The following is a 22,852-nucleotide window of genomic DNA, read 5'->3' as shown; positions in this document are numbered from 1 at the left end:
GTCAAACGGCCAGCCGCTGGTAGGCCAGCGTGGCGAAGATCGCCGCGCCCTGCGCCAGCAGCGCGTCGTCGAAATCGAACTCGGGATGGTGACAGGTCAGGCCATCGTGACCCAGGAAGAAATACGCGCCCGGGCAGTGGTCCAGCAGGTAGGCGAAATCCTCTGATGCCATCAGCGGTGCAACCGGATCGACGATCCGGTCCGTGCCCAGCACGGCGGCGGCTGCGCGCTTGACGTGTGCCACCGGCCCGGCCTGATTGATCGTGGGCGGCGAACTGAGCAGGTGACGGAATTCGATCGCGCAACCGTAGCCGCGCGCCGTGCCCTCGCACAGGTCGCGCAGCCGGCCCAGCACCCGGGATTGCGCTTCGCGCGACAGGGTGCGCACGGTGCCGCGCAGCACCGCATGGTCGGCAATGACGTTGATGGCGCTGCCCGCCTGGAACTGGCAGACGCTGAGCACGGCCGTATCGAGAGGGCTGACGTTGCGGCTGACGACGGATTGCAGGGACTGCACCAACGCCGCGCCGGCCACGATGGGGTCGTTGGCCTGATGCGGCATGGCGGCATGGCCGCCGACGCCCCGGATGTGGATCTCGAACAGGTCGCAGGCCGACAGGATGGCGCCGGTGCGCACGCCGACCTGCCCCGGGCCGATGCAGTTGTTGTTGTGCAGACCGTAGAGTTCGTCGCAGGGAAAGTCGCGGAACAGGCCGGCCTCGGCCAGCGCCTTGGCGCCCGTCAGGGGCTCCTCGGCCGGCTGGAAGATGAAGACGATGCGTCCGGCGAAGTCGGGATGGGCCGCCAGATGGCACGCCGCGCCCAGCAGGATGGCGGTATGGCCGTCGTGGCCGCAGGCGTGCGCGACACCGGCGTGGACCGAGCGGTGATCGTGCGCGCCCGCATCCGGCATGGGCAGGGCATCCATATCGGCGCGCAATCCCAGGGTCGGCCCCGCTCCCCGGCGTCCGTCCAGGACCCCGATGACGCCGGTGGTGCCGCCGTAACCCTCGTGCACGGCAATACCCCAGGAACGCAGCAGTTCGGCCACGCGGGCCGCCGTGCGGTGCTCCTGGTGGCCGAGTTCGGGGTGCCGGTGGAAATCCCGGCGCCAGGCCTGCATGGCCTGCGCCAGGCCGTCGTCGATGCGCACGCCCGCCGAAGCGGCGGGGGCGGCATCGACGCCCGGGACCGGGTCGCTGGCGGCCATGCGTTCAGTCCGCCCGATAGTTGGGGGCTTCTTTGGTGATCTGCACGTCGTGGACGTGCGATTCGCGCACCCCGGCGGCGGTGATTTCCACGAATTCGGCCTGGGCGTGGAGATCCTTGATGGTGGCGCAGCCGCAATAGCCCATGGAAGCCCGGATGCCGCCCACCAACTGATAGATAATGGCGATGACGCTGCCCTTGTAGGGGACGCGCGCCTCGATGCCTTCGGGAACCAGCTTGTCGACGTTGTTGTTGGGATCCTGGAAATAGCGGTCGGCCGAGCCGTCGGCCATGGCGCCCAGGCTGCCCATGCCCCGATAGGACTTATACGAACGCCCCTGGAACAGCACGACTTCGCCCGGGGCCTCTTCGGTGCCCGCGAACATGCCCCCCATCATGCAGGTGGATGCCCCCGCCGCCAGGGCCTTGGACACGTCGCCGGAATAGCGGATGCCGCCGTCGGCGATCAGGGGCACGCCGGTGCCTTCCAGGGCCTGGGCCACGTCGGCGATGGCGGTGATCTGCGGCACGCCCACGCCGGCCACGATGCGGGTGGTGCATATGGAGCCCGGGCCGATGCCGACCTTGACCGCATCGGCGCCGGCCTCGACCAGTGCGCGCGCAGCGGCGGCAGTGGCGATGTTGCCGCCGATGACCTGGATGTTGGGGTAGTGTTTCTTGACCCAGCGGACGCGGTCGATCACGCCGGCCGAATGTCCGTGCGCGGTATCGACCACGATCACGTCCACCCCGGCGGCGGCGAGTTTCTCGACGCGCTCGTCCGTGCCCTCGCCCACGCCGACGGCGGCGCCGACGCGCAACTGGCCCTGGGCATCCTTGCTGGCCAGGGGGTGCTCGGTGTTCTTGACGATGTCCTTGACGGTGGCCAGGCCGCGCAACTGGAATTTGTCATTGACGATCAGCACGCGCTCCAGGCGATGACGATGCATCAGCGCCTGGGCCTCTTCGAGGGTGGCGCCTTCGGTCAGGGTCACCAGGCGTTCCTGGGGCGTCATGATCTCGCGCAGGGATACGTCGAGGCGGTCCTCGAAACGCAAATCGCGATTGGTGACGATGCCCACCAGCTTGCCGCCCTCGACGACCGGCAAGCCCGAGATGCCATGCTGGCGCTGCAGCGCGATGGCGTCGCGCACCTTCATCGTGGGGGTGACCGTGACCGGGTCGATCACGATGCCGAATTCATGGCGCTTAACGCGCGAGACTTCGCGCGCCTGCTCTTCGGCGCTGAGGTTCTTGTGAACGATCCCGATGCCGCCTTCCTGGGCCATAGCGATGGCCAGGCGCGACTCGGTCACGGTGTCCATGGCGGCGGACACGAGGGGGATGTTGAGCTGAATGCCCCGGGTCAACTGCGTGGTCAGGCGCGTATCGCGCGGCAGAACCTGGGAAAAGGCCGGGACCAGCAGGACGTCGTCGAAGGTCAGGGCTTTTTTGATCAGACGCATGAAAGAACTCCGCACAAAGAACGATTATAGCGTTTCAAGCCAGATGAACCCGCGCATTGCGGAACATCCGCATCCACGGCGTATAGCCGCCGTGGGGCGCGCCATCCCCGCCTCGATCCGCCGGGCCCCAGCGCTCAGGCCGCCAGGACATCATGACGTTGCGCGTGACACGCTCGGGGTGCGGCATCATGACGGTGTAGCGGCCATCGGCCGTGGTCACCGCCGTCAGGCCCGCCGGGCTGCCGTTGGGATTGGCCGGGTAGCTTGTCGTGCGCGCGCCCCGATTGTCGATGAAAGCCATGGCCTCGACCACTCGGGCGGCATCGCCCTGGCGGCTGAAATCGGCGAAGCCCTCGCCATGGGCCACGGCGATGGGCACGCGCGCGCCGGCCATGCCGGCAAAGAAGATCGAAGGCGAGTCCAGGACTTCGACCAGCGACAGGCGCGCCTCGTACTTTTCGGACACATTGCGCGTAAAGCGCGGCCAGGCGTCGGCGCCCGGGATGAAGTCGGCCAGCGCCGCCATCATCTGGCAGCCGTTGCACACGCCCAGCGCGAAGCTGTCCGGGCGGGCGAAGAAGGCGCCGAACTGATCGGCCAGCGCGGCATTGAAGCGGATGGTGCGCGCCCAGCCCTCGCCCGCGCCCAGCACGTCGCCGTAGCTGAAACCGCCCACCGCCACCAGGCCGCTCATGCCGTCCAGACGGATGCGGCCGGCCAGCAGGTCGGTCATGTGCACGTCCACGGCCTCAAAGCCCGCCGTGTCGAACGCCCAGGCCATTTCGACCTGGCTGTTGCAGCCCTGCTCGCGCAGGATGGCGACGCGCGGGCGGGCCCCCGTGGCGATGAAGGGCGCCGCCACATCGTGCTGGGGATCGAAGTCGACGCGCGGCGACAAGCCCGGGTCTTCGGTATCCAGCCAGGTATCGTATTCGGCCTGGGCGCAATCGGGATGATCGCGCCGCGCCATGATGCGCCGCGTGGTTTCGCTCCAGTTCTGGCCCAGTTCGGCCAGCGGGCGTTGATAGATAATGATGCCGTCGCGAAAGACCTGCAGTTCCCGGCTCGCGTTGGGCATGCCGACCACCTGGGTGCAATTCGACAGGCCCGCCTGGCGCAGGTGGCGCAGCACGTCGTCGCGATGCGCGCGCGGCACCTGCAGCAGCCAGCCCGCCTCTTCGTTGAACAGGGCCGCCAGGTTGCGCTCATGCTGCTGGACGGACACCTGATCGGCGCGGATCTTGTAGTCGCCGGCATCGGCCGTATGCGGGTCGATGGTCAGCATGTCCAGGTTCAGGGACACGCCCAGCCGCCCGGCGAAGGCCATTTCGGCCGCCGCCGCCAGCAGGCCGCCGTCGGAGCGGTCGTGGCACGCCAGAACCCAGCCCTTGTCGGCCAGTTCGCGCAGCGCCAGAAAGGCGGCGCGCAGCAGGGCCGCGTCGTGCAGGTCGGGGGTTTCCGTGCCGATGGAACCGTACGCGTGGGCGAGGACGGAGCCGCCCAGACGCTGGCGCCCCTCGCCCAGGTCGATCAGCAGCAGCACGGAGCCTTCCGCCGCATCGCGCAACTGCGGCGTCAGCGTGGCGCGAACATCGGCGACCGGCGCAAAAGCCGTGACCACCAGCGACACCGGCGACACGACCTGATGGTCGCCCGCCTCGTCCCGCCAGGCGGTGCGCATGGAGAGCGAATCCTTGCCCACCGGAATCGACAGGCCCAGGCTCTGGCACCAGTCGCTGACGGCGGATACGGTGTCGTACAAGGCCGCATCCTGGCCCGCGGCGCCGCAGGCGGCCATCCAGTTGGCGGACAGCTTGATGTCCTCCAGGCGGGCGACCCCGGCGGCGGCAAGATTGGTCAGCGCCTCGGCCACGGCCATGCGGCCCGAGGCGGCCGGATTCAGGACCGCGATCGGGCTGCGCTCGCCCAAGGCCATGGCCTCGCCGGCCACGCCCTCGTGGTCGCGCAAGGTGACGGCGCAATCGGCCACCGGCACCTGCCATGGGCCGACCATCTGATCGCGGGCCGTCAGGCCGCCCACGGTCCGGTCGCCGATAGTGATGAGGAAAGATTTGTTCGCCACCGTGGGGTGGCGCAGCACACGCTCGATGGCCTCGGGCAGTTCGATGGCGTGGAGTTCCAGCGCCTCGCCCGTGACAGCGGCGCGGAGCGCATCACGCTGCATGCGCGGCGGCTTGCCCAGGATGACGTCCACCGGCACGTCCACGGGCCGCAGTCCGGCCGCGGCGATCTCGCCCGCCGGACGGTCCAGGCCCGGCAAGCCCTCGTCCAGCGTGACGCGCAGGCGGCGTTCCTCGGTCGCGATACCCACCACGGCGCAGGGGCAGCGTTCGCGCTCGGCGATGCGCGCGAAGCGGTCGAAATCCTCGGGCCGAATGGCCAGGACGTAGCGCTCCTGGGATTCGTTGCTCCAGATTTCGGCCGGCGACAAACCGGATTCTTCGAGCGGGACGCGCCGCAGTTCGAATTCCGCGCCGCGGCCGGCATCATTGACCAGCTCGGGGAAAGCGTTGGACAGGCCGCCCGCGCCGACGTCATGGATCGCCAGGATGGGATTGGCCTCGCCCTGCTGCCAGCAGCGGTCGATGACTTCCTGGGCGCGGCGCTGCATTTCGGGATTGCCGCGCTGCACGGAATCGAAATCGAGTTCGGCCTGGTTGATGCCCGCGCCCATGCTGGAGGCCGCCCCGCCGCCCATGCCGATGCGCATGCCCGGCCCGCCCAGTTGCACCAGCAGCGCACCCGGCGGCAGCGGGTCTTTGTGCGTCAGCCGCGCATCGATCTGCCCCAATCCGCCGGCCAGCATGATAGGCTTGTGATAGCCCCAGCGCGTGCCGCCGGCCTCTTGCTCGAAGCTGCGGAAATAGCCCAACAGGTTCGGGCGGCCGAATTCATTGTTGAACGCCGCGCCGCCGATAGGGCCTTCGATCATGATGTCCAGCGGCGTGGCGATGCGCCCGGGCGCGCCGCCCGCATCTTCCCAGGGCTCCAGGGCGTCGTCCACGCGCAGGCTGGATACGGTGAAGCCGGTCAGGCCCGCCTTGGGCTTGGAACCCCGCCCGGTCGCGCCTTCGTCGCGGATCTCGCCGCCCGCGCCCGTCGCCGCCCCCGGAAAGGGCGCGATGGCTGTGGGGTGGTTGTGGGTTTCAACCTTCATCAAGGTGTGGGTCACGATGTCGTGGCGCCGGTAGACCGTATCTTCGGCGCCGCCCGCATGAAAGACGCGCGCCGGCCCGCCGGCCATGACGGCCGCATTGTCCGAATAGGCGACGACCGTGCCTTCGGGCTGGGCGGCATGGGTCGCCCGGATCATGTCGAACAGCGTGTGCGCCTGCGACTGCCCATCCAGCGTCCAGTGAGCGTTGAAGATCTTGTGGCGGCAGTGCTCGCTGTTGGCCTGGGCGAACATCATCAATTCGACATCGGTGGGATCGCGTCCCAGGTCGCCATAGGCACGCAGCAGGTAGTCGATCTCATCATCCGACAGGGCCAGACCCAGGCGCGCATTGCAGGCCTCCAGGGCGGCCCGGCCCTCTGCCAGCACCGGCACGGCCTGGACAGGCTGCCCGCCCACGGCGGCGAACAGCGCCCGCCCGTCGAAATCGTCGGCGGCCACGGTTTCGGTCATGCGGTCGTGCACGCAAGCGGCCACGGCGGCCAATTGGTCTGCATCCAGCGCGCGCGCGCCCAGCAGGCCGCGTTCGGGCACGACCGTGTAGCGCACCCCTCGCTCAATGCGGCGAACCTGCGGCAAGCCGCAATGGCGGGCGATGTCGGTTGCCTTGCTGGCCCAGGGGGAGATCGTGCCCAGGCGTGGAATCACCAGGAAACGCGCCGCGTGCCGTCCGGCCGCGGCCGGTGAGCGCCCATCGTCCAGCAACGCCCGCAGGCGCGCCTGGCCCGGCTCGTCCAGCGCGCCGTCGAGACCGATGAAATAACAAGCCTCGGCGTGGATGTCGGCCACGGGCAGGCTCCGGACGGCCAAGGTGCGCAGCAGGCGTTCCCGGCGAAAATCGGACAGGACGGATGAACCGGGGATGATCAGGACGGTAGTCACGGCGAGACGGCTCGAAGGCAGGAGAAACCGTCTATTTTAGCCGCCTTAAGGATCCGCTGGACCGGCCGGGGGCCGTCCCGGAAATTCCTCAAGGGTCCGGATAGCGGACGTCCATGATGTCGAGTTCCTCGATCCCGGCCGGCGTGCGCAAGGTCACCGTATCGCCTTCGCGCGCCTTGATGAGCGCGCGGGCCACAGGCGACACCCAACTGATCCTGCCGGCCAGGGGCTCGGCTTCGTCTACGCCGACGATGGTGACGGTGAATTCCTCGCCCCGGCTGTCGCAATAGCTCACGGTCGCGCCGAAGAACACCTGGTCGCGGTTGGGCTGCTGGGCCGGGTCGACAACCTCGGCCGATTCCAGGCGGCGCGTCAGAAAGCGGATGCGCCGGTCGATTTCCCGCAACCGCTTTTTGCCGTACAGGTAATCGCCGTTCTCGGAACGGTCGCCGTTGGACGCAGCCCACGAGACGACGGACACAACCTCGGGCCGCTCGACGTTCATCAGGCGCATCAATTCATCATTCAGCGCCCGGTAGCCGGCGACCGTCATGTAATTTTTGGTCCCGGCGGGCAAGGCCCGGGATTCGGGCAGGTCGTCGTCCTCGTCGTTGTCCGACTCTTTGACGAAGGCCTTGTTCACGACATTCTCCAAAAAACTTTGCGAAAAAATCAAATCCAGTCTTTCCAGACGGGCGCCAGATCATCGGGCAGCGGCGGCACCCCGCCCAGCTCGGTGCGGGCGATGCCCGGCGTATGGAAATCCGAACCGCGCGAAGCCTCGAAGCCGTAGCTTCGCGCGACGCAAGCGTAACGTTTGCTTTGCGCGGGCGTATGGCCGCTGGAGACGACTTCAATGCCAATCCCTCCGTGGGCCTTGAACGCCTCGAACAACGCATCGAACTGCTGCGGCGTGTAGCGGTAGCGCCCAGGATGTGCGATCACGGCCTTGCCGCCGGCCGAACGGATCCAGCCTACCGCCGACTCCAGGCTGGGCCAGCGCATCGGCACGAAGGCCCGTTTGCCGTCGCCCAGGTAGCGGTCGAAGGCTTGCTGCAGGGATTTGCAATGCCCTTGCTCCAGCAGGTAGCGGGCAAAATGCACCCGCCCGAGCAGTTCCGGATTGTCCGCATACCGCAGCGCGCCCGCGTAGGCGCCGGCGACGCCGCAATCCTGCAGGCGCTCGGCGATGGTCGCGGCGCGCGCGAAGCGGCTTTGGCGAATGCCGGCCAGGCCCGCCTGCAGTTCCGGATGGCCCGGGTCGATATTCAGCCCCAGGATGTGGATCGTGCGTTCGCAGAAGGTGACGGAAACTTCCACTCCGGGGATGAATCCCATGCCCAGGTCACGCGCGGCGGCGGCGGCCTCGGCCAGGCCGGAAGTCTCGTCGTGGTCACTCAGCGACCACCAGTCCACCCCTTGCGCATGGGCTCGGGCGGCCACCTGCGCGGGCGTCAGCACGCCGTCGGAACGGGATGAATGGCTGTGCAGATCAATGTTCAATGGCATGTCCGGTGTGTATCGGCCAGGCGCCCGCGCCTGGCCGGCCGCCCTGCGTTCAGGGGGCCAGCAGGAAATCGCGCACTGCCGCGATCTGATCATCGGCGCGCAGGGTGGGCGCATGCCCTACCCCGCCGAACTCCACCAGGCGGGCCCGGGGATTGCGCTCCAGCATCCGCCGGGCAGTGCCGGACGTCAGGATGTCGGAGTGCTCGCCGCGCAGGATCAATGACGGCACAGGCAGATGGTCCCAGGCCTGCCACAGCAAGGCTTCGGCGGCAGCCGTGGCTTCGGGCGTCTGCAAGGCGAAGGGCTGCGCCAGGCGCAGGTCGTAATGCTTGACCCAGCCGCCGTCCCGCTCGCAAAACACGTGCCGGGTCAACGCGTCCCAGCCGGCGGCGTCATGCGGCCCGAAACCGGCGGATACCGTCCGGACATAATCCACCGCCTGCTCGTAGCGCTCGAAGCGCAGTTCCTGGCCGACATAGCCGCCGATGCGCGACAGGCCGTCCGCATTCAAGACGGGGCCGATGTCGTTGAATACCATGCGGCCCAGCGGCAGGTCCGCCGCGGCGCCCAGCCCCAAGTCTCCCCGGACGGGACGCAGGGTGGGCGAAACGGCCGCCATTCCCGCCAGCCCCAGGCCGATCAGCCCGCCCATGGACGTGCCGACCCAGTCCAGCCGTGCCGGCCGCAGCCGGGCAACGAGCGTCGTCAGGTCGGCCGCGTATTGGGGAATCACGTAGCCGGCGGGATCGATCAGCCAGTCCGAGCGCCCGCGTCCGACGACATCGGGGCAGACCACGCGATAGTCGCGACTCATCGCACGCGCCAGGGGATCGAAATCCCGGCCTGTACGCGTCAGGCCATGCACGCAGACCAGCACCCGGCCGTTGTCCGGATCGCCCCATTCCCAATAGGCCATGCGGTGCAGGCCCGCCGGGCTGGCGCAGGCGACGAAATCCAGGCGCGGTTCGTCGGCCGGGCTGGATGAAGCGGCGGGGGAACAAGCGGAAGACATGCGGCACCTCGGGTCGGACGGACGCTTGTATTTAAGCATGGGGATGAGTCCGGGCACAGGCCAGACCCTGCGGACTGAGCCGTGCCCGGACGAATCCGTGCCCCTGGCAAGCGGCGAGGCGGAGGGATGCGCGGTTGGAAAAACCCCCGATAGAGGGTTCTCAGACGTGCAGCGCCTGCCCCAACGCCCGCAAGGCCGCCTCCTGAATCGCCTCGCCCTGGGTCGGATGCGCATGGATCGTATGGCCGACATCCTCCAGGCGCGCGCCCATCTCGATGGATTGCCCAAAGGCGGCGGCGAATTCCGACACCCCCCGGCCCACAGCCTGCCAGCCCAGGATCAGGTGATTGTCGCGCCGCGCCACCACGCGCACGAAGCCATCGGTCGATTCCAGCGTCATCGCCCGGCCATTGGCCGCCAGCGGGAAGGACGCGTCGATGGCGTCGATACCCGCCTGGGCCGCCTGCTGCGGCGATATCCCCGCCGTGACGACTTCCGGATCGGTGAAGCACACAGCCGGAATCGCCGCCGGCACGAAGCGCCGCGTATGGCCGGCGATCTGCTCGGCCACACACTCGCCTTGCGCCATGGCGCGGTGCGCCAGCATGGGCTCGCCCGTCAGGTCGCCAATCGCCCAGACCCCGTTCATGGAGGTGCGGCAGCGGTCGTCCACGCGCACGGCTAGACCGTCCATGTCGAGCATCAAAGAGCTGAGCCCAAAGCCCCGGCTGCGGGGCTTGCGACCGACAGCCACCAGCACTTGCTGAGCGGGCAGCACGCTCTCGGACTTGCCCGACTGGACCCGCAGACCCTTGCCGTCTTCCGTCAGGCCCAGAACCTGGGTCTGCAGATGCAGGCCCACGCCCAGGGACTTCAACGCCGCATGCACCGGCTTGACCAGGTCGGCGTCGTAGACTGGCAAAATGCGCTCCTGGGCCTCGATCACATCGACCTTGACGCCCAGCTTGCGATAGACGATGCCCAGCTCCAGGCCGATATAGCCCGCGCCCACGATGGCCAGGGACTTCGGCAGTTTCTTGGGCGACAGCGCTTCGGTCGAGGAAATCACCGGGCCGCCGAACGGCATGAAGGGCAGCGCGGCGGGCTCGGACCCCGTGGCCAGCAGCAGGTGTTCGCAGCGGATGCGCTGGGGCGCGCCGGCCTTGCCCTTGACGACGGGATCCACGTCCACGGTCTTGCCGTCGACGATGCGCGCCCAGCCCTGGACCACAGTGACTTTGTGCTTTTTCAGCAGCGCGCCCACGCCCGCGGTGAGCTTCTTGACGATGCCGTCTTTCCAGGCGACGCTGCGCGCCAGATCGAGTTCGGGCGCCTGGGCGCGGATACCCAGCGGCGAATCGCCGGCGTAGCCCTGCAGGGCGTGAAACTGCTCGGCCACGTGGATCAACGCCTTGGACGGGATGCAGCCGATGTTCAGGCAGGTGCCGCCCAAGGCGGCGCCTTCGACCAGCACGGTGGGAATGCCCAGTTGGCCGGCGCGGATGGCGGCCACATAGCCGCCGGGGCCGCCGCCGATGATGAGCAAGGTGGTATTGAGGGGATTGGACATGCTGCTTACTCCACGAACAAGAGCGCCGGGCACTCCAGATAACGCCGGATGCACTGGATGAACTCGGCGGCATGCATGCCGTCGACCACGCGATGATCGAAAGACGAGGACAGATTCATGAGCTTGCGCGCCACGACCCGGCCTTCCTGGAATACAGGGCGTTCGACCACGCGATTGACGCCGACGATGGCGACTTCGGGATGATTGATGACCGGCGTGGACACGATGCCGCCCAACGCTCCGAGGCTGGTCAGGGTGATGGTCGAACCGCTGAGTTCGTCGCGCGCGGCCTTGCCCTGGCGGGCGGCCTCGGCCAGGCGTGCGACTTCCGCGGCGCACGACCAGAGATCCAGGGTTTCGGCGTGATGCAGCACCGGCACCATCAGGCCCGACGGCGTCTGTGCCGCCACGCCCAGGTGGACGGCTCCGTACTGGGTCACCACCCCCGCATCGTCATCGTAGCGGGCGTTGATCTGCGGGAATTCGCGCAGCGCCAGCACCATGGCGCGCGCCAGGAACGGCAGCAAAGTCAGCTTGCCGCGCTCGGCGCTGTGCAGGGCGTTGAGGCGCGCGCGCAGCGATTCCAGCTCGGTCACGTCGATTTCTTCGACATAGGTGAAGTGCGGGATCCGGCGCTTGGATTCCTGCATTTTCTGCGCGATCTTGCGCCGCAGGCCGATGACGGGGATTTCAGTTTCCTCGTGATGGGCGGCGTAGAGCGCGCCGGTGGTGCGGATCGAGGTCTCGTTGCGGTCGCGCGCCAGCCAGGCGTCCAGATCGCCATGCGTGATCCGGCCGGCGGGGCCCGTGCCCGGCACGTATTGCAGGGTGATGCCCAGATCCCAGGCGCGTCGGCGCACGGCGGGCGAAGCCAGCGGGCGCTGGCCCTCGGGGCGGGACGGCGCATGCGAGGCGGCGTGCGGCGCCTGCGCGCCGCGGGCCACCGGCGCAGGGCCGGGTGCGGCGACGGTTTCGAGCGCCTCGATGGGTGCTGGCGCGGGCTCGGGCGCGGCTTGCGGCGCGACAGGCGCGGCGGGTGCGGCCCGGGACGTCGTGCCGACCGCTCCTTCGTTGCCCTCGCCCTCGACTTCCAGGCGGATGAGCTCGGAGCCCACCGCCATGACGTCGCCGACCTTGCCGCCCAGCGACATGACGCGCCCGTGCACGGGGGATGGCACCTGGACGGTGGCCTTGTCGGTCATGACGTCGGCCAGGATCTGGTCCTCGACCACGGCCTCGCCCGCCTGGACGTGCCATTCAACCAGCTCGACTTCCGCGATGCCTTCGCCGATGTCCGGCATCTTGATGATGTGAATACCCATTATGCCTCCCGGAACACGCGTTTGAACGCCTCCGCGACCCGCTTGGGGCCGGGGAAATAAGCCCATTCGTGCGAATGGGGATAGGGCGTGTCCCACCCGGTGATGCGTTCCACCGGGGCCTCCAGATGATAGAAACAATGCTCCTGGACCAGTGCGCACAACTCGGCGCCGAAACCGCTGGTGCGTGTGGCCTCGTGCAGCACCACGCAGCGGCCAGTCTTGCGCACGGACGCCAGGATCGTGTCCAGATCCAGCGGCCAGAGGCTGCGCAGATCGATGATGTCGGCCTCGATGCCGGCCTCACGGGCGGCGACTTCGGCCACATAGACCATGGTGCCGTAGGTCAGCACGGTCAGTTCCCGGCCTTCGCGGTAGATCGAGGCCACGTCCAGCGGCACGGTGTAATAACCTTCGGGCACGTTGCCCAGGGGGTGCTTGGACCAGGGCACGACGGGCTGGTCGTGGTGACCGTCGAAGGGGCCGTTGTACAGGCGCTTGGGTTCGAGGAAGATGACCGGATCGTCGTTCTCGATGGAACTGATCAACAGGCCCTTGGCGTCGTAGGGATTGGACGGCATGACGGTGCGCAGGCCGGCGACGTGCGTGAACAGGGCTTCCGGGCTCTGGCTATGGGTCTGGCCGCCAAAGATCCCGCCGCCGCAAGGCATGCGGATCGTCAGCGGCGCCGTATAACCGCCCGCCGAACGGTAGCGCAGGCGCGCCGCCTCGGAGAATATCTGGTCGGCCGCGGGATAGAAATAATCCGCGAACTGGATCTCGACCACCGGCCGCAGGCCGTAGGCCCCCATGCCGATGGCCGCCGCCACGATGCCGCTTTCCGAAATGGGCGCGTCGAACACGCGCGACTGGCCGTACTTGGCCTGCAGGCCCTCGGTGCAGCGGAACACGCCGCCAAAATAGCCGACGTCTTCTCCGAAAACGACGACGTTGTCGTCCCGCTCCAGCATGACGTCCATGGCCGAACGCAAGGCCTGGATCATCGTCATGGGACGGGTCTTGGTTTTTTCCTGTGCCATGCTGATTACACCCCCAGTTCCTGGCGCTGCCGGCGCAGGTGGGCCGGCATGTCCTTGTACACATCCTCGAACATGGTCGCGACGCTGCTGGTCCGTCCCGTGGCGAGCGTGCCATGGGCTTCGGCCTTTTTCTGGGCGGCAACGACCTCGGCCTCGCACGCCTTCTGCAGTTCCTGGTGTTCCTGTTCGGACCAGATGCCGCGTTTGATCATGTAGTCCTTCAGCCGCACGATCGGATCGCCCAGCGGAAAGCGCGACCAGTCGTCGGCGGGCCGGTACTTCGAAGGATCGTCGGACGTGGAATGCGGCCCGGCCCGGTAGCTGACCCATTCGATCAGCGTGGCGCCGTGATTGTTGCGGGCCCGTTCGGCAGCCCACCGGGAAACCGCGTAGACCGCCAGGAAATCGTTGCCGTCCACCCGCAGCGAAGCCACGTTCGAACCGATGCCGCGCGCCGCCAGGGTGGTGCCCTCGCCGCCCGCAACCGACTGGAAGGTCGAGATCGCCCACTGGTTGTTGATCACATTGAGGATCACCGGCGCCCGGTACACATGCGCGAACAGCAGCGCCGTCTGGTAGTCGGATTCGGCCGTGGCGCCGTCGCCGATCCAGCCGCAGGCGATGCGGGTATCGCCCTTGATGGCCGAAGCCATGGCCCAGCCCACCGCCTGGGGCATCTGCGTGCCCAGGTTGCCGGACAGGGTAAAGAAACCTTTTTCCGGCACCGAATACAGCACCGGCAACTGGCGCCCCTTGAGCGGATCCTGATCGTTGGAAAAAATCTGGCACATCATGTCGAACAGGGGATAGTCCTGCGCGATGAGCAGGCCCTGCTGACGGTAGGACGGAAAATGCATGTCGCCTTCGCGCAGCGCCAGGGACTGGCCGATGGCGATGGCCTCCTCGCCCAGGCACTGCATGTAGAACGAGGTCTTTTTCTGGCGCTGTGCGATGACCATGCGGGCATCGAAGATGCGCGTCTTGACCATGGCATGCAGGCCGCGGCGCAGCAGATCGTCGTCGGGGATATCCTCGGCCCAGGGGCCCTGCACCTCGCCCTGATCGTCGAGCACGCGGATCAGCCCGATGGCCAGGTCGCGGGTATCGTAAGGGGCAATATCGATGGGGGGTTTGCGCGCCGCCCCGGCGGGCTGCAGACGCAGGTAGGAAAAATCGGTCGCCTGACCGGGACGCCCCGAGGGCTCGGGCACGTAGAACTTCAGAGGTTTCTGTGTCATGGTCGCAAAAATCTTTTGGATTTTTCACAAGCCCGCAAGAGAATCCGGCATCCCGGACATTCTCGAAAGGACCACAGTCGTCTTGTGGACGGCTGCCGGATCATCACCGATCCCGCGCGATCGCGCAAGACCGAGAAAACCATTAGGGGCGCCGCCCATGCCACGCACGCCGGGACGACTCCAGAACACTGTACAACGACAGGCCGGCCGCGCGCGACCGGGCGTTTACCCCGCCTTGCCGATCGGTTCGCCATAGTGTCGCGCCGGCTCGGCGCCAGCGCTGCAGCACGGCGGCATCCGGGTGGCCGTGCCGGTTCCAGGCGCCCGCCTGGACGATGACGTGGCGGGCGGCCACGGCCTTGGTGAAGGCGGCCGACGAGGAAGTCCGCGACCCGTGGTGCGCGGCCACGACCACGTCCGCGGGCGTCAGCCCGCGCTCGACCAAGGCGGATTCGGCGCGGATCTCGATGTCGCCCGTCAGCAGCAGGCTGTGATGGCCCCCCCGCACCCGCAGCACGCAACTGCCGGCGTTGGCCTCGACCCCCCGGCGCCGCGCGCGCACATCCAATGGCCACAGGAATTCGAACTCGACCCCGTCCAGCCGCCAGCGGTCGCCGAACCGGCAAGGCACGGCCGCCAGGGGCAAGGGCGTGACCGCCTCGCCCAGCTTGCGGGTCTCGGCCCGCAGCCAGGCTTCCAGGTCGAAGGACGCAAACGCCTGCGCCACGGGGACCGCCGCGAGCACACTGCGCACGCCGCCGGCGTGGTCCAGATCGGCATGGGACACGATCAGCGCATCCAGGCGGCGCACCCCCAGCGCCTTCAGCACCGGAACAACGGTGCGGGCGCCCTCGTCCGCATCCCGCGCATGGCGCGCGCCGGCGTCGAACAACAGCGCATGCCGCGCCGTGCGGATCAGCAGCGCGCTGCCCTGCCCGACGTCCAGCGCATGCAGATCCCATTCCCCTTCGCCTGGACGGTCCGGCGGCCACAGCAACATCGGTGCCAGAGCCAGCCAGCCCCAGGCGCGATGGCGGCGGACCGCGCCAGCCCGATACCTCGCCACGCCCTTGCCGCCCCGCGCCGGGTCGGTGGGCCTCGCAGCCCCGGCACGCGCTTGCGGCCAGAGCGCCACCGCCACGCCGGCCAGCGCCAACAGATACACCCACGCCGGCCCGGCAGGCGCCGGCCAGGCCGGCAGGGCCGCCAGCCATTCGGTCGGCCGCATCATCAGCGCCAGCACGCCATGCGCCAACCAGGCCAGACCGCCGGCCACCGTCGCCAGGCCCGGCACCAGCGCCACGGCGGCCAGCAGCAGCGACAGCGGCGTGATCAGCAGTTCGATCACCGGAATAGCATAGGCATTGGCCAATGGCGACACCAGGGAGACCTCATGAAACGTCCAGGCCAACAGCGGGGCCAAAGCCCAGGTCACCTCCCATTGCAGGCGCGCCGCCTGCTTCAGGCCGCGCAACCAGCGGTCGCGCCGCCGTTCAGTCCGGGGTCCAGGCGGCGCCGCGTTTCCCGGCGTGCCCAGCGCCGGATCGGCGCGGGCTGCCGCATCAGACCCGGCCGCCGCCTCCACCCTTGCTCCGGCGGCCAGCAGCACGCCCACCGCCAGGAACGACAACCAGAACCCGCCCGCCAGCACGGACCAGGGGTCCGTCGCCACCACGGCCACAGCCGCCAGCGCCAGCACCCGCGCGCCGCTCAGGCGCAGTTGCAGGGCCTGGGCGCCCGCCACCACGGCCAGCATCAGAAAGGTGCGCCGCGCGGGCACGCCCCACCCCGCCAGCAGGCAATACAGCCAGGCGACCAGCAGCGCCGCCAGGGCCCCCGCCCGGCGCGCGGGCCAGCGTTCGGCCAGGCAGCGGCCACGCCAGCGCAAGCGGCGCCACAGGGCCGAGACCGCCAGCGCGCCGAGTCCGGCCAGCATTGTGATGTGAGACCCGCTGATGGAAACCAGATGGGTGATCCCGGTGCGGTTGAAGACGGTCCAGTCGGCATCGTCCACCCCGTCCTGATCCCCGATGGCCAGGGCCCGCAGCACCGGTCCGTAGCGCAAACCGTGCAGATGGGGCGCCATGGCTTCGCGCACCGCGTGGCGGGCTCGCCCCGCGATGACGGACAGGCCGGCCCAATCCTCGTCGCGCAGCCACTCGGGCTGGCCCCGCACCGTGCCCTGCGCACGCAGGCCGGCGGCAAAGGCATGGGACTCGTAGTCGAAGGCATGCAGATTCTGCGCGGCCCGTACCGGCCTCAGCACCAGGGCCATGCGCCAGACCTGGCCGGGCCGCACCTCGGGCAATGGCGGGTCGGCTGGCCGCGCGGGCGCATAGGGGCCGCGCCAGCCGCCGGCCGGCCAGCGCACCCGGATGCGGCCTGGCACTCCGCCGGGCCGCGCATCCAGCACTTCGGCCTCGAAATCCAGGCGATCGGGCCGCAGCCGGGGCAGGCTGTCGACGCGCAAGGTCACGCGCGACACCTTATCCACATTGCCGTCGGCCAGCGCTTGGCCCAGGAGCGCCTGGGTGTGCAACACGGTGAAGACGAAACCGGCCCAGGCGGCCAATAGGCAACACATCGCGCCGCGCGCACCCGCGCGCCACACCACCCATCCCGCCAGCCCCAACGCACCGGATGCCAGCGCCAGCGCACCGCTGTCCGGCAGATCGGCCAGACCATGGGCGCCGAGCACGCCGCCCAGTCCCGCCGCCGCCATCGCGCGCCCGAACATGCCTTCTCCCCGAAAAAATTCTCTTTCAGGTTAGAGGGCGAAGGGGCCGCCGGACCGCCGGGCGCGCATTCCGGTCACAAGGGGAAACTACGCGGCGGCGCCCTCCAGGGCCCGCATCAGCCGGGGCAGCACCCGGCAGGCATTGGCGGCGCACTGCCCGGCCAGGGCCTCGGCCTCGACGCCACGCAGTTCGGCCAGGACGCGGGCAATGCCGGCCGTTTCCGCCGGCTCGTTGCGTACGGGCCGGTGCCGGCCATCGGAACCACGCCCCAGCCAGGCGGGCGGAATGTCGGGCGCATCGGTTTCCAGCACCAGGGCCGTGGCCGGCAATCGCGTCGCCAGACGGCGGATCTGCAGGGCGCGCTCGAAGGTCATGGCCCCGCCCATGCCCAGCGCGAAGCCCTGCGCGATGAACTGCTCCGCCTGCTGGAAGCTACCGTTGAAGGCATGGGCGATGCCGCCGACGGGCGCACGGCGGCGCAGGTGCTTGAGCAGCGTGTCCTGGGACCGGCGCACGTGCAGCAGCACCGGCAGGCCATGGCGCTGCGCCAGGTCGAGCTGGCGGGCGTAGAACCATTCCTGGCGGGCGCGCAATTCCGGCGTACTCGCGTCGGGCACGAAAAAATCCAGGCCGATCTCGCCGATCGCCACCAGCCTGGAATCGCCCTTTGCCGCCGTCAGCGCGGCATCCAGCGCGTCCAGATCCGCATCGTCGGACCGGCCGACGTACAACGGATGGATGCCCAGGGCATAGCAGGCGCCCGGTGTGGCATGCGCCAGATCCCGCACGACGGCGAAATTGGCGCGCATCACGGCCGGGATCACGAGACCCCGCACGCCCGCCCGGCGCGCCCGCTCAATCACGGCCGGCCGGTCGGCGTCGAATTCGGGAGCGTCCAGGTGGCAGTGGGTGTCGATCAGCATGGGTCCTCCGTTCGGACGTCCGCCAGGCGGTCGCTCGGCCGGGAAGCCGCCGCACGGCCGCAAGCGGCTGGATACGGCGCGTCAGCCCGCCTCTTGCGTGTCCTCGGCCAGCAATCCCGCCTGCATGTGAAAACGCCGGTGCGCCAGGGCGGCCAGGGCCGGATCATGGGTGACGATGACGAAGGCCGTGCCCAGATCCTGATTGATGCGCGTCAGCAGCGCAAACATGGCGTCGGCCGTATGGCGGTCCAGATTGCCGGTAGGCTCGTCGGCCAGCACGCAGACCGGGCGAGTGACCAGCGCCCGCGCCAGGGCCACCCGCTGGCGTTCGCCGCCCGACAACTGGCCTGGAAAATGTGCGGCGCGCGCCGCCAGGCCGACCTGGTCCAGCATCGCGGCCGCCCGCTCCCGTGCCTGCGCGCGGGCCATGCGGCGCACGATCAGCGGCATGGCCACATTGTCCAGCGCGGAGAATTCCGGCAGCAGATGATGAAACTGGTAGACGAAACCCAAAGTCTGGTTGCGCAAGCGGCTGCGGCGCCGCTCATCCAGGCCGGTGGCGGCCTGGCCGGCGATCCACAGCCGGCCCTCGTCCGGTTCCTCCAGCAGGCCCAGCAGGTGCAGCAGCGTGCTTTTGCCCGACCCCGAGGCCCCGACCACGGCGATCATCTCGTGGGGATAGACCGCCAGGTTGACGTCCCGCAGGACTTCGACCCGCCCGGCCCCCTCGTCGTAGGTCTTGGCCAGGTGTTCGGCGCGCAATACGGCTTCGGCGGCGGGATCAATCATGGCGCAGCACTCGGGCAGGTTGCAGGCGGGCCGCCCGCCAACTGGGATACAGCGTGGCCAGTAGAGACAAGACCAGAGATGTGGCGCCGATCACGGCGATATCGTCCAGCTCGGGATTGGACGGCAGCTCGCTGATGAAATAGATCTGCTGGGGCAGGAACTGGATGCCCAGCAGGTGCTCGATCCAGGGCACGATGACGTCGATGTTGTAGGCCACCAGCGTACCCAGCGCAACGCCTCCCAGCGTGCCCACCACGCCGATCAGTGCGCCCTGGATGAGAAAGATGCGCGCAATCTCGGCCGGCGTGGCGCCCAAAGTGCGCAAAATGGCGATATCCGAGCGCTTGTCCTTGACCGCCATCACCAGCGAGGACAGCAGATTGAACGCCGCCACCGCGACGATCAGGGTCAGGATCAGGAACATCATGCGCTTTTCCGTCTGCACGGCGGCGAACCAGGTGCGGTTGTTCTGGGTCCAGTCCATGGCCCGCACGCCCGCCGGCATCCGGTCCAGCAGGGAATGGGCCACCTGGGGCGCACGCTGCATGTCGGCGATGCGCAGACGCACACCGCTCACCCCGCTGTCGCGGAATACCCGGGCGGCGTCCTGCACGTCGATGAACACCAGCGAAGCGTCGTACTCGTAATAACCCGAGGAAAAAATCCCCGTGACCGTGAACTGCCGCATGCGCGGCGTGAAACCGGCCGGCGAGATCGAACCCTGGGGCGCCAGCAGCAACACCGTATCGCCTGCCATCAGCCCCAGGGATTGGGCGATCTGGCTGCCGATCACCATATGGAATGCGCCCGGCGTCAGGCTGTCGAGCGTGCCGGAGGCCATCTGATCCGCCAGGTCGGAGACCTCCGGCTCGATGGTCGGATCGATGCCTCTGACCTGGACGCCGCTCAAGCCCTGGCCGCGCGCCAGCATGCCCTGGGCCGCGACGAACGGCGCCGCCCCCCGGACCGCCGGATCCTGCCGGGCGGCATCGGCAAGATCGCGCCAATGCTCCAGCACCCGCTCGTGACCCGACCCCGGCACATAGAGTTCGATGTGCGGCAGCACCGACAACATGCGGTCGCGCACCTGAGTCTGAAAACCATTCATGACCGACAGGACAATGATCAGGGCGGCCACGCCCAGACCGATGCCCGCCATGGAACTGGCCGCCACGAAGGACACGAAGCGGTCGCCCCGGCGTCCGCCCCGCCCCGTCCGGGCCAGGCCCGCGTAGCGCGCCCCTATCCACCATTCATACGCCATGCGTATTGCCATCCTCGTCCGATTGATACCCTACAATTCCGCCATGCATATCGTGATTCCCGGGGCTTTGCCCGAACCCGAGGTGGCGGCCGAACTGGCGCCCCATGTCGCGCAACGCGCCCCCACCCTGGCCCGCTGGCTGAGTTTCGGCCCGCCCTTGCCGACCGATTGCCCCGCTGCGGACACCTGGTGCACGCCGCTGGAACACTGGCTGCTCAGCGCACGCGGATTCACGCCGGGGCAAGACGAGCATATTAGCGCAGGTCTGGGGCCGCTGCGCCTGCCCGTCGCGGACGACGAGCCCGTGTGGCTGGCCGAACTGATCCACATGGCCCCCTCGCGCGACGGCGCCGCCCTGCTGCCGGCCGACACTCTGGCAATCACCGCCGCGCAATCCGCCGCCCTGCTGGAGGCTGCCCGCGACCTGATCGAAGACAGCGGCATCACGTTGACGCCGGAAACCCCGAACACCTGCCGAGTACGCTGGCCCGAGCCCATCCGTTTGGCCTGCGCCAGCCCGGCGCTGGTCGCTGTCAGCGCCGTCAACGACTGGTGGCCACAAGCCCCGGCGGCGCGGCCCTGGCGGCGCCTGGTCAACGGGCTGCAAATGGCCTGGCACGAGCATCCGGTCAATCTGCAGCGCCAGCGCGATGGCCTGGCGCCGATCAACAGCCTGTGGCTGTACGGCGGTGCGCGCCGCAGCCAGTTGGGCCGTCCCCTGCCGGACGACCTGCGCATTGAAACCGCGCTCGCACCCTATGCCACTGCCCAGGATTGGGGCGGCTGGATCGAAGCGCTGACGGGCCTGGAACAGCGCTGTTTCGCGCCCCTGGCCAGCGCGGCGCCCACGCTGGTGTTGACCGGACGCGAACGCACCGTGGAACTGGCCGCGCGCGCCGGCTGGTTGCGGCGCCTGCGGCCGCTGGATTGGAGGCGCTGGTGGTGCGGCCGCTGATCCTGGCACGCACCGCCGATCCGGAACGGACCCGGGCCCTGGCGGCGGCCGGCGTGCATCCCCTGCTGGCCCGTCTGTGGGCCGCCCGCGGGCTCGAATGCCCCGCACCGACCGAATGGGCCGCACTGATTCCGCCGGACCGCCTCAGCCGCGTCGATCAGGCCGGCGCCCTGCTGGCCGACGCCATCCAGGCAGGAAAACGCCTGCTGATCGTGGCAGATTACGACTGCGACGGCGCCACGGCCTGCGCCGTGGCCGTGCGCGCCCTGAGGGCGATGGGCGCTCAGGTCGATTTCCTGGTCCCCAACCGATTCGAGACCGGCTACGGCTTGTCTCCGGCCGTGGTCGAACTTGCCTGCCGCCACCCCGCCGGCAAGCCGGACCTGCTGATCACCGTGGACAATGGCATCGCCAGCCTCGAAGGCGTCGCGGCGGCGCGCGCCGCCGGAATCGAAGTCATCGTCACCGATCACCACCTGCCCGGACCCGCCCTGCCCGAGGCCCTGGCCATCGTCAACCCGAATCAGGCCGGCTGCGGCTTTCCCTCCAAGCATCTGGCCGGCGTGGGCGTGATCTTCTACGTCATGCTGGCCCTGCGCGCCGCTTTGCGCTCGCGCGGCGCCTTGCCGCCCAAAGGCGGGCCTAAGCTCGAAACCTGCGCCGACCTGGTGGCCCTGGGCACGGTAGCCGACGTGGTGCGTCTGGATGCCAACAACCGGCTGCTGGTCGGCCAGGGGCTGCGGCGTATCCGCCAAGGCCGGATGCAGGCCGGGCTGGCCGCTCTGTTCGAGGTCGCGGGCCGCGATCCGGCGCGGGCCGGCACGAACGATCTGGGTTTTGCCCTGGGGCCGCGCATCAACGCCGCCGGCCGCATGGCCGACATGAGCCTGGGCATCCATTGCCTGCTGGAAGACGATCCGGACCGCGCTCTGGAATTGGCCCGGGCGCTGGATGAAATCAACCGCGAGCGCCGTGCGCGAGAAACCGTCATGCGCGACGAAGCCCTGACGCACCTGGACACGCATGCCCAGGCGGCCCGCGCCGCCAGCGTCTGCGTCTGGCAGCCTGGCTGGCACCCGGGGGTGATCGGCCTGGTGGCCTCGCGCCTCAAAGAAACCTACTGGCGTCCCGCCTTGGCTTTTGCGCCGGACGACGGTGACACCCTGCGCGGCTCGGGCCGTTCGATCCCGGAAATCCATCTGCGCGATGCGCTGGATCTGGTCAGCAAGCGGCTGCCAGGCGCCATCCTGCAATTCGGCGGCCACGCCATGGCCGCCGGCCTCACGCTCAAAACAGCCGCCTTCGACGATTTTTCCCGGCAGTTCGACGCCGCCGTACGCACTCTGGGCGGGCGCGAGTCTTTCGAGCCGCGCCTGGACACCGACGGCTCTCTGGAGACGGACTACTTGACCGTGGAGACCGCCAACCTGCTGGCCGGCCAGATCTGGGGGGCGGGGTTCCCGCCGCCGCTGTTCCAGGACCGTTTCCGCGTTCTGCATCAGCGCCCGCTGAAAGACAAGCACCTGAAGCTCTTCCTGGAACGCGACGGCCTGCGCCTGGACGCCATCTGGTTCAATCACGCAGACCCGCTGCCGGAGACCATCGAGGCCGTCTACCGGCTGGACTGCAACACCTGGGGCGGCCGCAGCAGCGTGCAGCTCTTGATCGAAGACGCCCGGGACGCGGCCTGAGCGCGGCCCCGCCAAAGCGTCCCTTCGTCCCGGCCACTCCGCCGGCGGGCG

The 22,852-nt window shown here is 68.9% G+C and carries 16 protein-coding genes; 2 read left to right on the top strand and 14 right to left on the bottom strand.

Annotation, left to right across the window (positions count from 1 at the left end; all coding sequences use genetic code 11):
* Position 1: 1 nt before the first annotated feature.
* From ABRZ00_RS11470 to ABRZ00_RS11405, 14 genes are all read right to left on the bottom strand, one after another.
* The gene (locus tag ABRZ00_RS11470) at positions 2 to 1,210 is read right to left on the bottom strand and encodes an amidohydrolase (protein ID WP_368644276.1); all 1,209 of its coding nucleotides are present in this window, start codon (positions 1,208 to 1,210) and stop codon (positions 2 to 4) included.
* Positions 1,211 to 1,214: 4 nt separating this feature from the next.
* Entirely contained in the window at positions 1,215 to 2,675 is a 1,461-nt protein-coding gene (guaB, locus tag ABRZ00_RS11465; RefSeq protein WP_368641949.1) for an IMP dehydrogenase, read from the bottom strand.
* A 34-nt stretch (positions 2,676 to 2,709) separates the two neighbouring features.
* Complete coding sequence (gene purL, locus ABRZ00_RS11460; RefSeq protein ID WP_368644274.1) at positions 2,710 to 6,753, bottom strand: phosphoribosylformylglycinamidine synthase; 4,044 nt, start codon at positions 6,751 to 6,753, stop codon at positions 2,710 to 2,712.
* Between the two features lie 88 nt (positions 6,754 to 6,841).
* Positions 6,842 to 7,396, bottom strand: coding sequence for a transcription elongation factor GreB (gene greB, locus ABRZ00_RS11455; protein WP_343839418.1), 555 nt, complete (start codon positions 7,394 to 7,396; stop codon positions 6,842 to 6,844).
* Between the two features lie 29 nt (positions 7,397 to 7,425).
* Positions 7,426 to 8,262 carry a PHP domain-containing protein gene (locus ABRZ00_RS11450; RefSeq protein WP_368639170.1) on the bottom strand — a complete coding sequence of 279 codons (837 nt, stop codon included), beginning with the start codon at positions 8,260 to 8,262 and terminating at the stop codon, positions 7,426 to 7,428.
* A gap of 49 nt (positions 8,263 to 8,311) precedes the next feature.
* Positions 8,312 to 9,274 carry an alpha/beta fold hydrolase gene (locus tag ABRZ00_RS11445; RefSeq protein WP_368641951.1) on the bottom strand — a complete coding sequence of 321 codons (963 nt, stop codon included), beginning with the start codon at positions 9,272 to 9,274 and terminating at the stop codon, positions 8,312 to 8,314.
* A gap of 160 nt (positions 9,275 to 9,434) precedes the next feature.
* On the bottom strand, positions 9,435 to 10,844 hold the full coding sequence (gene lpdA / locus ABRZ00_RS11440) for a dihydrolipoyl dehydrogenase (RefSeq protein WP_368641952.1): 1,410 nt from the start codon (positions 10,842 to 10,844) through the stop codon (positions 9,435 to 9,437).
* 5 nt (positions 10,845 to 10,849) lie between these two features.
* A complete protein-coding gene (locus tag ABRZ00_RS11435; RefSeq protein ID WP_368641953.1) occupies positions 10,850 to 12,166 on the bottom strand; it encodes a dihydrolipoamide acetyltransferase family protein in 1,317 nt (438 codons plus the stop codon).
* A complete protein-coding gene (locus ABRZ00_RS11430) occupies positions 12,166 to 13,203 on the bottom strand; it encodes an alpha-ketoacid dehydrogenase subunit beta (RefSeq protein WP_343839403.1) in 1,038 nt (345 codons plus the stop codon). Before ABRZ00_RS11430 ends, ABRZ00_RS11435 begins: the two co-directional genes overlap by 1 nt.
* A gap of 5 nt (positions 13,204 to 13,208) precedes the next feature.
* Entirely contained in the window at positions 13,209 to 14,441 is a 1,233-nt protein-coding gene (locus ABRZ00_RS11425) for a 3-methyl-2-oxobutanoate dehydrogenase (2-methylpropanoyl-transferring) subunit alpha (RefSeq protein ID WP_343839400.1), read from the bottom strand.
* 142 nt (positions 14,442 to 14,583) lie between these two features.
* Positions 14,584 to 17,178 (bottom strand): ComEC/Rec2 family competence protein, encoded by a 2,595-nt coding sequence (locus ABRZ00_RS11420; RefSeq protein ID WP_368641954.1) that lies wholly within the window; start codon positions 17,176 to 17,178, stop codon positions 14,584 to 14,586.
* An 87-nt stretch (positions 17,179 to 17,265) separates the two neighbouring features.
* Positions 17,266 to 18,102, bottom strand: coding sequence for a TatD family hydrolase (locus tag ABRZ00_RS11415; RefSeq protein ID WP_368641955.1), 837 nt, complete (start codon positions 18,100 to 18,102; stop codon positions 17,266 to 17,268).
* A gap of 81 nt (positions 18,103 to 18,183) precedes the next feature.
* The gene (locus tag ABRZ00_RS11410) at positions 18,184 to 18,891 is read right to left on the bottom strand and encodes an ABC transporter ATP-binding protein (protein ID WP_343839387.1); all 708 of its coding nucleotides are present in this window, start codon (positions 18,889 to 18,891) and stop codon (positions 18,184 to 18,186) included.
* On the bottom strand, positions 18,884 to 20,155 hold the full coding sequence (locus tag ABRZ00_RS11405; protein WP_343839384.1) for a lipoprotein-releasing ABC transporter permease subunit: 1,272 nt from the start codon (positions 20,153 to 20,155) through the stop codon (positions 18,884 to 18,886). Before ABRZ00_RS11405 ends, ABRZ00_RS11410 begins: the two co-directional genes overlap by 8 nt.
* A 43-nt stretch (positions 20,156 to 20,198) precedes the next feature.
* Here ABRZ00_RS11405 and ABRZ00_RS11400 point away from each other — a divergent pair, with 43 nt between their 5' ends.
* Both ABRZ00_RS11400 and recJ read left to right on the top strand, forming a co-directional pair.
* Positions 20,199 to 21,110 (top strand): hypothetical protein, encoded by a 912-nt coding sequence (locus ABRZ00_RS11400; RefSeq protein WP_368641956.1) that lies wholly within the window; start codon positions 20,199 to 20,201, stop codon positions 21,108 to 21,110.
* Complete coding sequence (gene recJ, locus ABRZ00_RS11395; RefSeq protein WP_368641957.1) at positions 21,095 to 22,801, top strand: single-stranded-DNA-specific exonuclease RecJ; 1,707 nt, start codon at positions 21,095 to 21,097, stop codon at positions 22,799 to 22,801. Before ABRZ00_RS11400 ends, recJ begins: the two co-directional genes overlap by 16 nt.
* The last annotated feature ends 51 nt before the right edge of the window (positions 22,802 to 22,852 follow it).

Origin of the sequence: Castellaniella ginsengisoli (assembly GCF_040955415.1) — a bacterium.
Classification (GTDB): domain Bacteria; phylum Pseudomonadota; class Gammaproteobacteria; order Burkholderiales; family Burkholderiaceae_B; genus Castellaniella; species Castellaniella ginsengisoli.
Note: the sequence above shows the minus strand (reverse complement) of the source record. Positions and strands in the feature narration are given on the sequence as shown.

Excerpts from the sequence above, each read along its gene's own strand:
- ABRZ00_RS11470 (WP_368644276.1), bottom strand. The coding sequence starts at position 1,210 with ATGGCCGCCAGCGACCCGGTCCCGGGCGTCGATGCCGCCCCCGCCGCT.
- guaB (WP_368641949.1), bottom strand. The coding sequence starts at position 2,675 with ATGCGTCTGATCAAAAAAGCCCTGACCTTCGACGACGTCCTGCTGGTC.
- ABRZ00_RS11450 (WP_368639170.1), bottom strand. The coding sequence starts at position 8,262 with ATGCCATTGAACATTGATCTGCACAGCCATTCATCCCGTTCCGACGGC.
- ABRZ00_RS11445 (WP_368641951.1), bottom strand. The coding sequence starts at position 9,274 with ATGTCTTCCGCTTGTTCCCCCGCCGCTTCATCCAGCCCGGCCGACGAA.
- lpdA (WP_368641952.1), bottom strand. The coding sequence starts at position 10,844 with ATGTCCAATCCCCTCAATACCACCTTGCTCATCATCGGCGGCGGCCCC.
- ABRZ00_RS11435 (WP_368641953.1), bottom strand. The coding sequence starts at position 12,166 with ATGGGTATTCACATCATCAAGATGCCGGACATCGGCGAAGGCATCGCG.
- ABRZ00_RS11430 (WP_343839403.1), bottom strand. The coding sequence starts at position 13,203 with ATGGCACAGGAAAAAACCAAGACCCGTCCCATGACGATGATCCAGGCC.
- ABRZ00_RS11425 (WP_343839400.1), bottom strand. The coding sequence starts at position 14,441 with ATGACACAGAAACCTCTGAAGTTCTACGTGCCCGAGCCCTCGGGGCGT.
- ABRZ00_RS11420 (WP_368641954.1), bottom strand. The coding sequence starts at position 17,178 with ATGTTCGGGCGCGCGATGGCGGCGGCGGGACTGGGCGGCGTGCTCGGC.
- ABRZ00_RS11415 (WP_368641955.1), bottom strand. The coding sequence starts at position 18,102 with ATGCTGATCGACACCCACTGCCACCTGGACGCTCCCGAATTCGACGCC.
- ABRZ00_RS11410 (WP_343839387.1), bottom strand. The coding sequence starts at position 18,891 with ATGATTGATCCCGCCGCCGAAGCCGTATTGCGCGCCGAACACCTGGCC.
- ABRZ00_RS11405 (WP_343839384.1), bottom strand. The coding sequence starts at position 20,155 with ATGGCGTATGAATGGTGGATAGGGGCGCGCTACGCGGGCCTGGCCCGG.
- ABRZ00_RS11400 (WP_368641956.1), top strand. The coding sequence starts at position 20,199 with ATGCATATCGTGATTCCCGGGGCTTTGCCCGAACCCGAGGTGGCGGCC.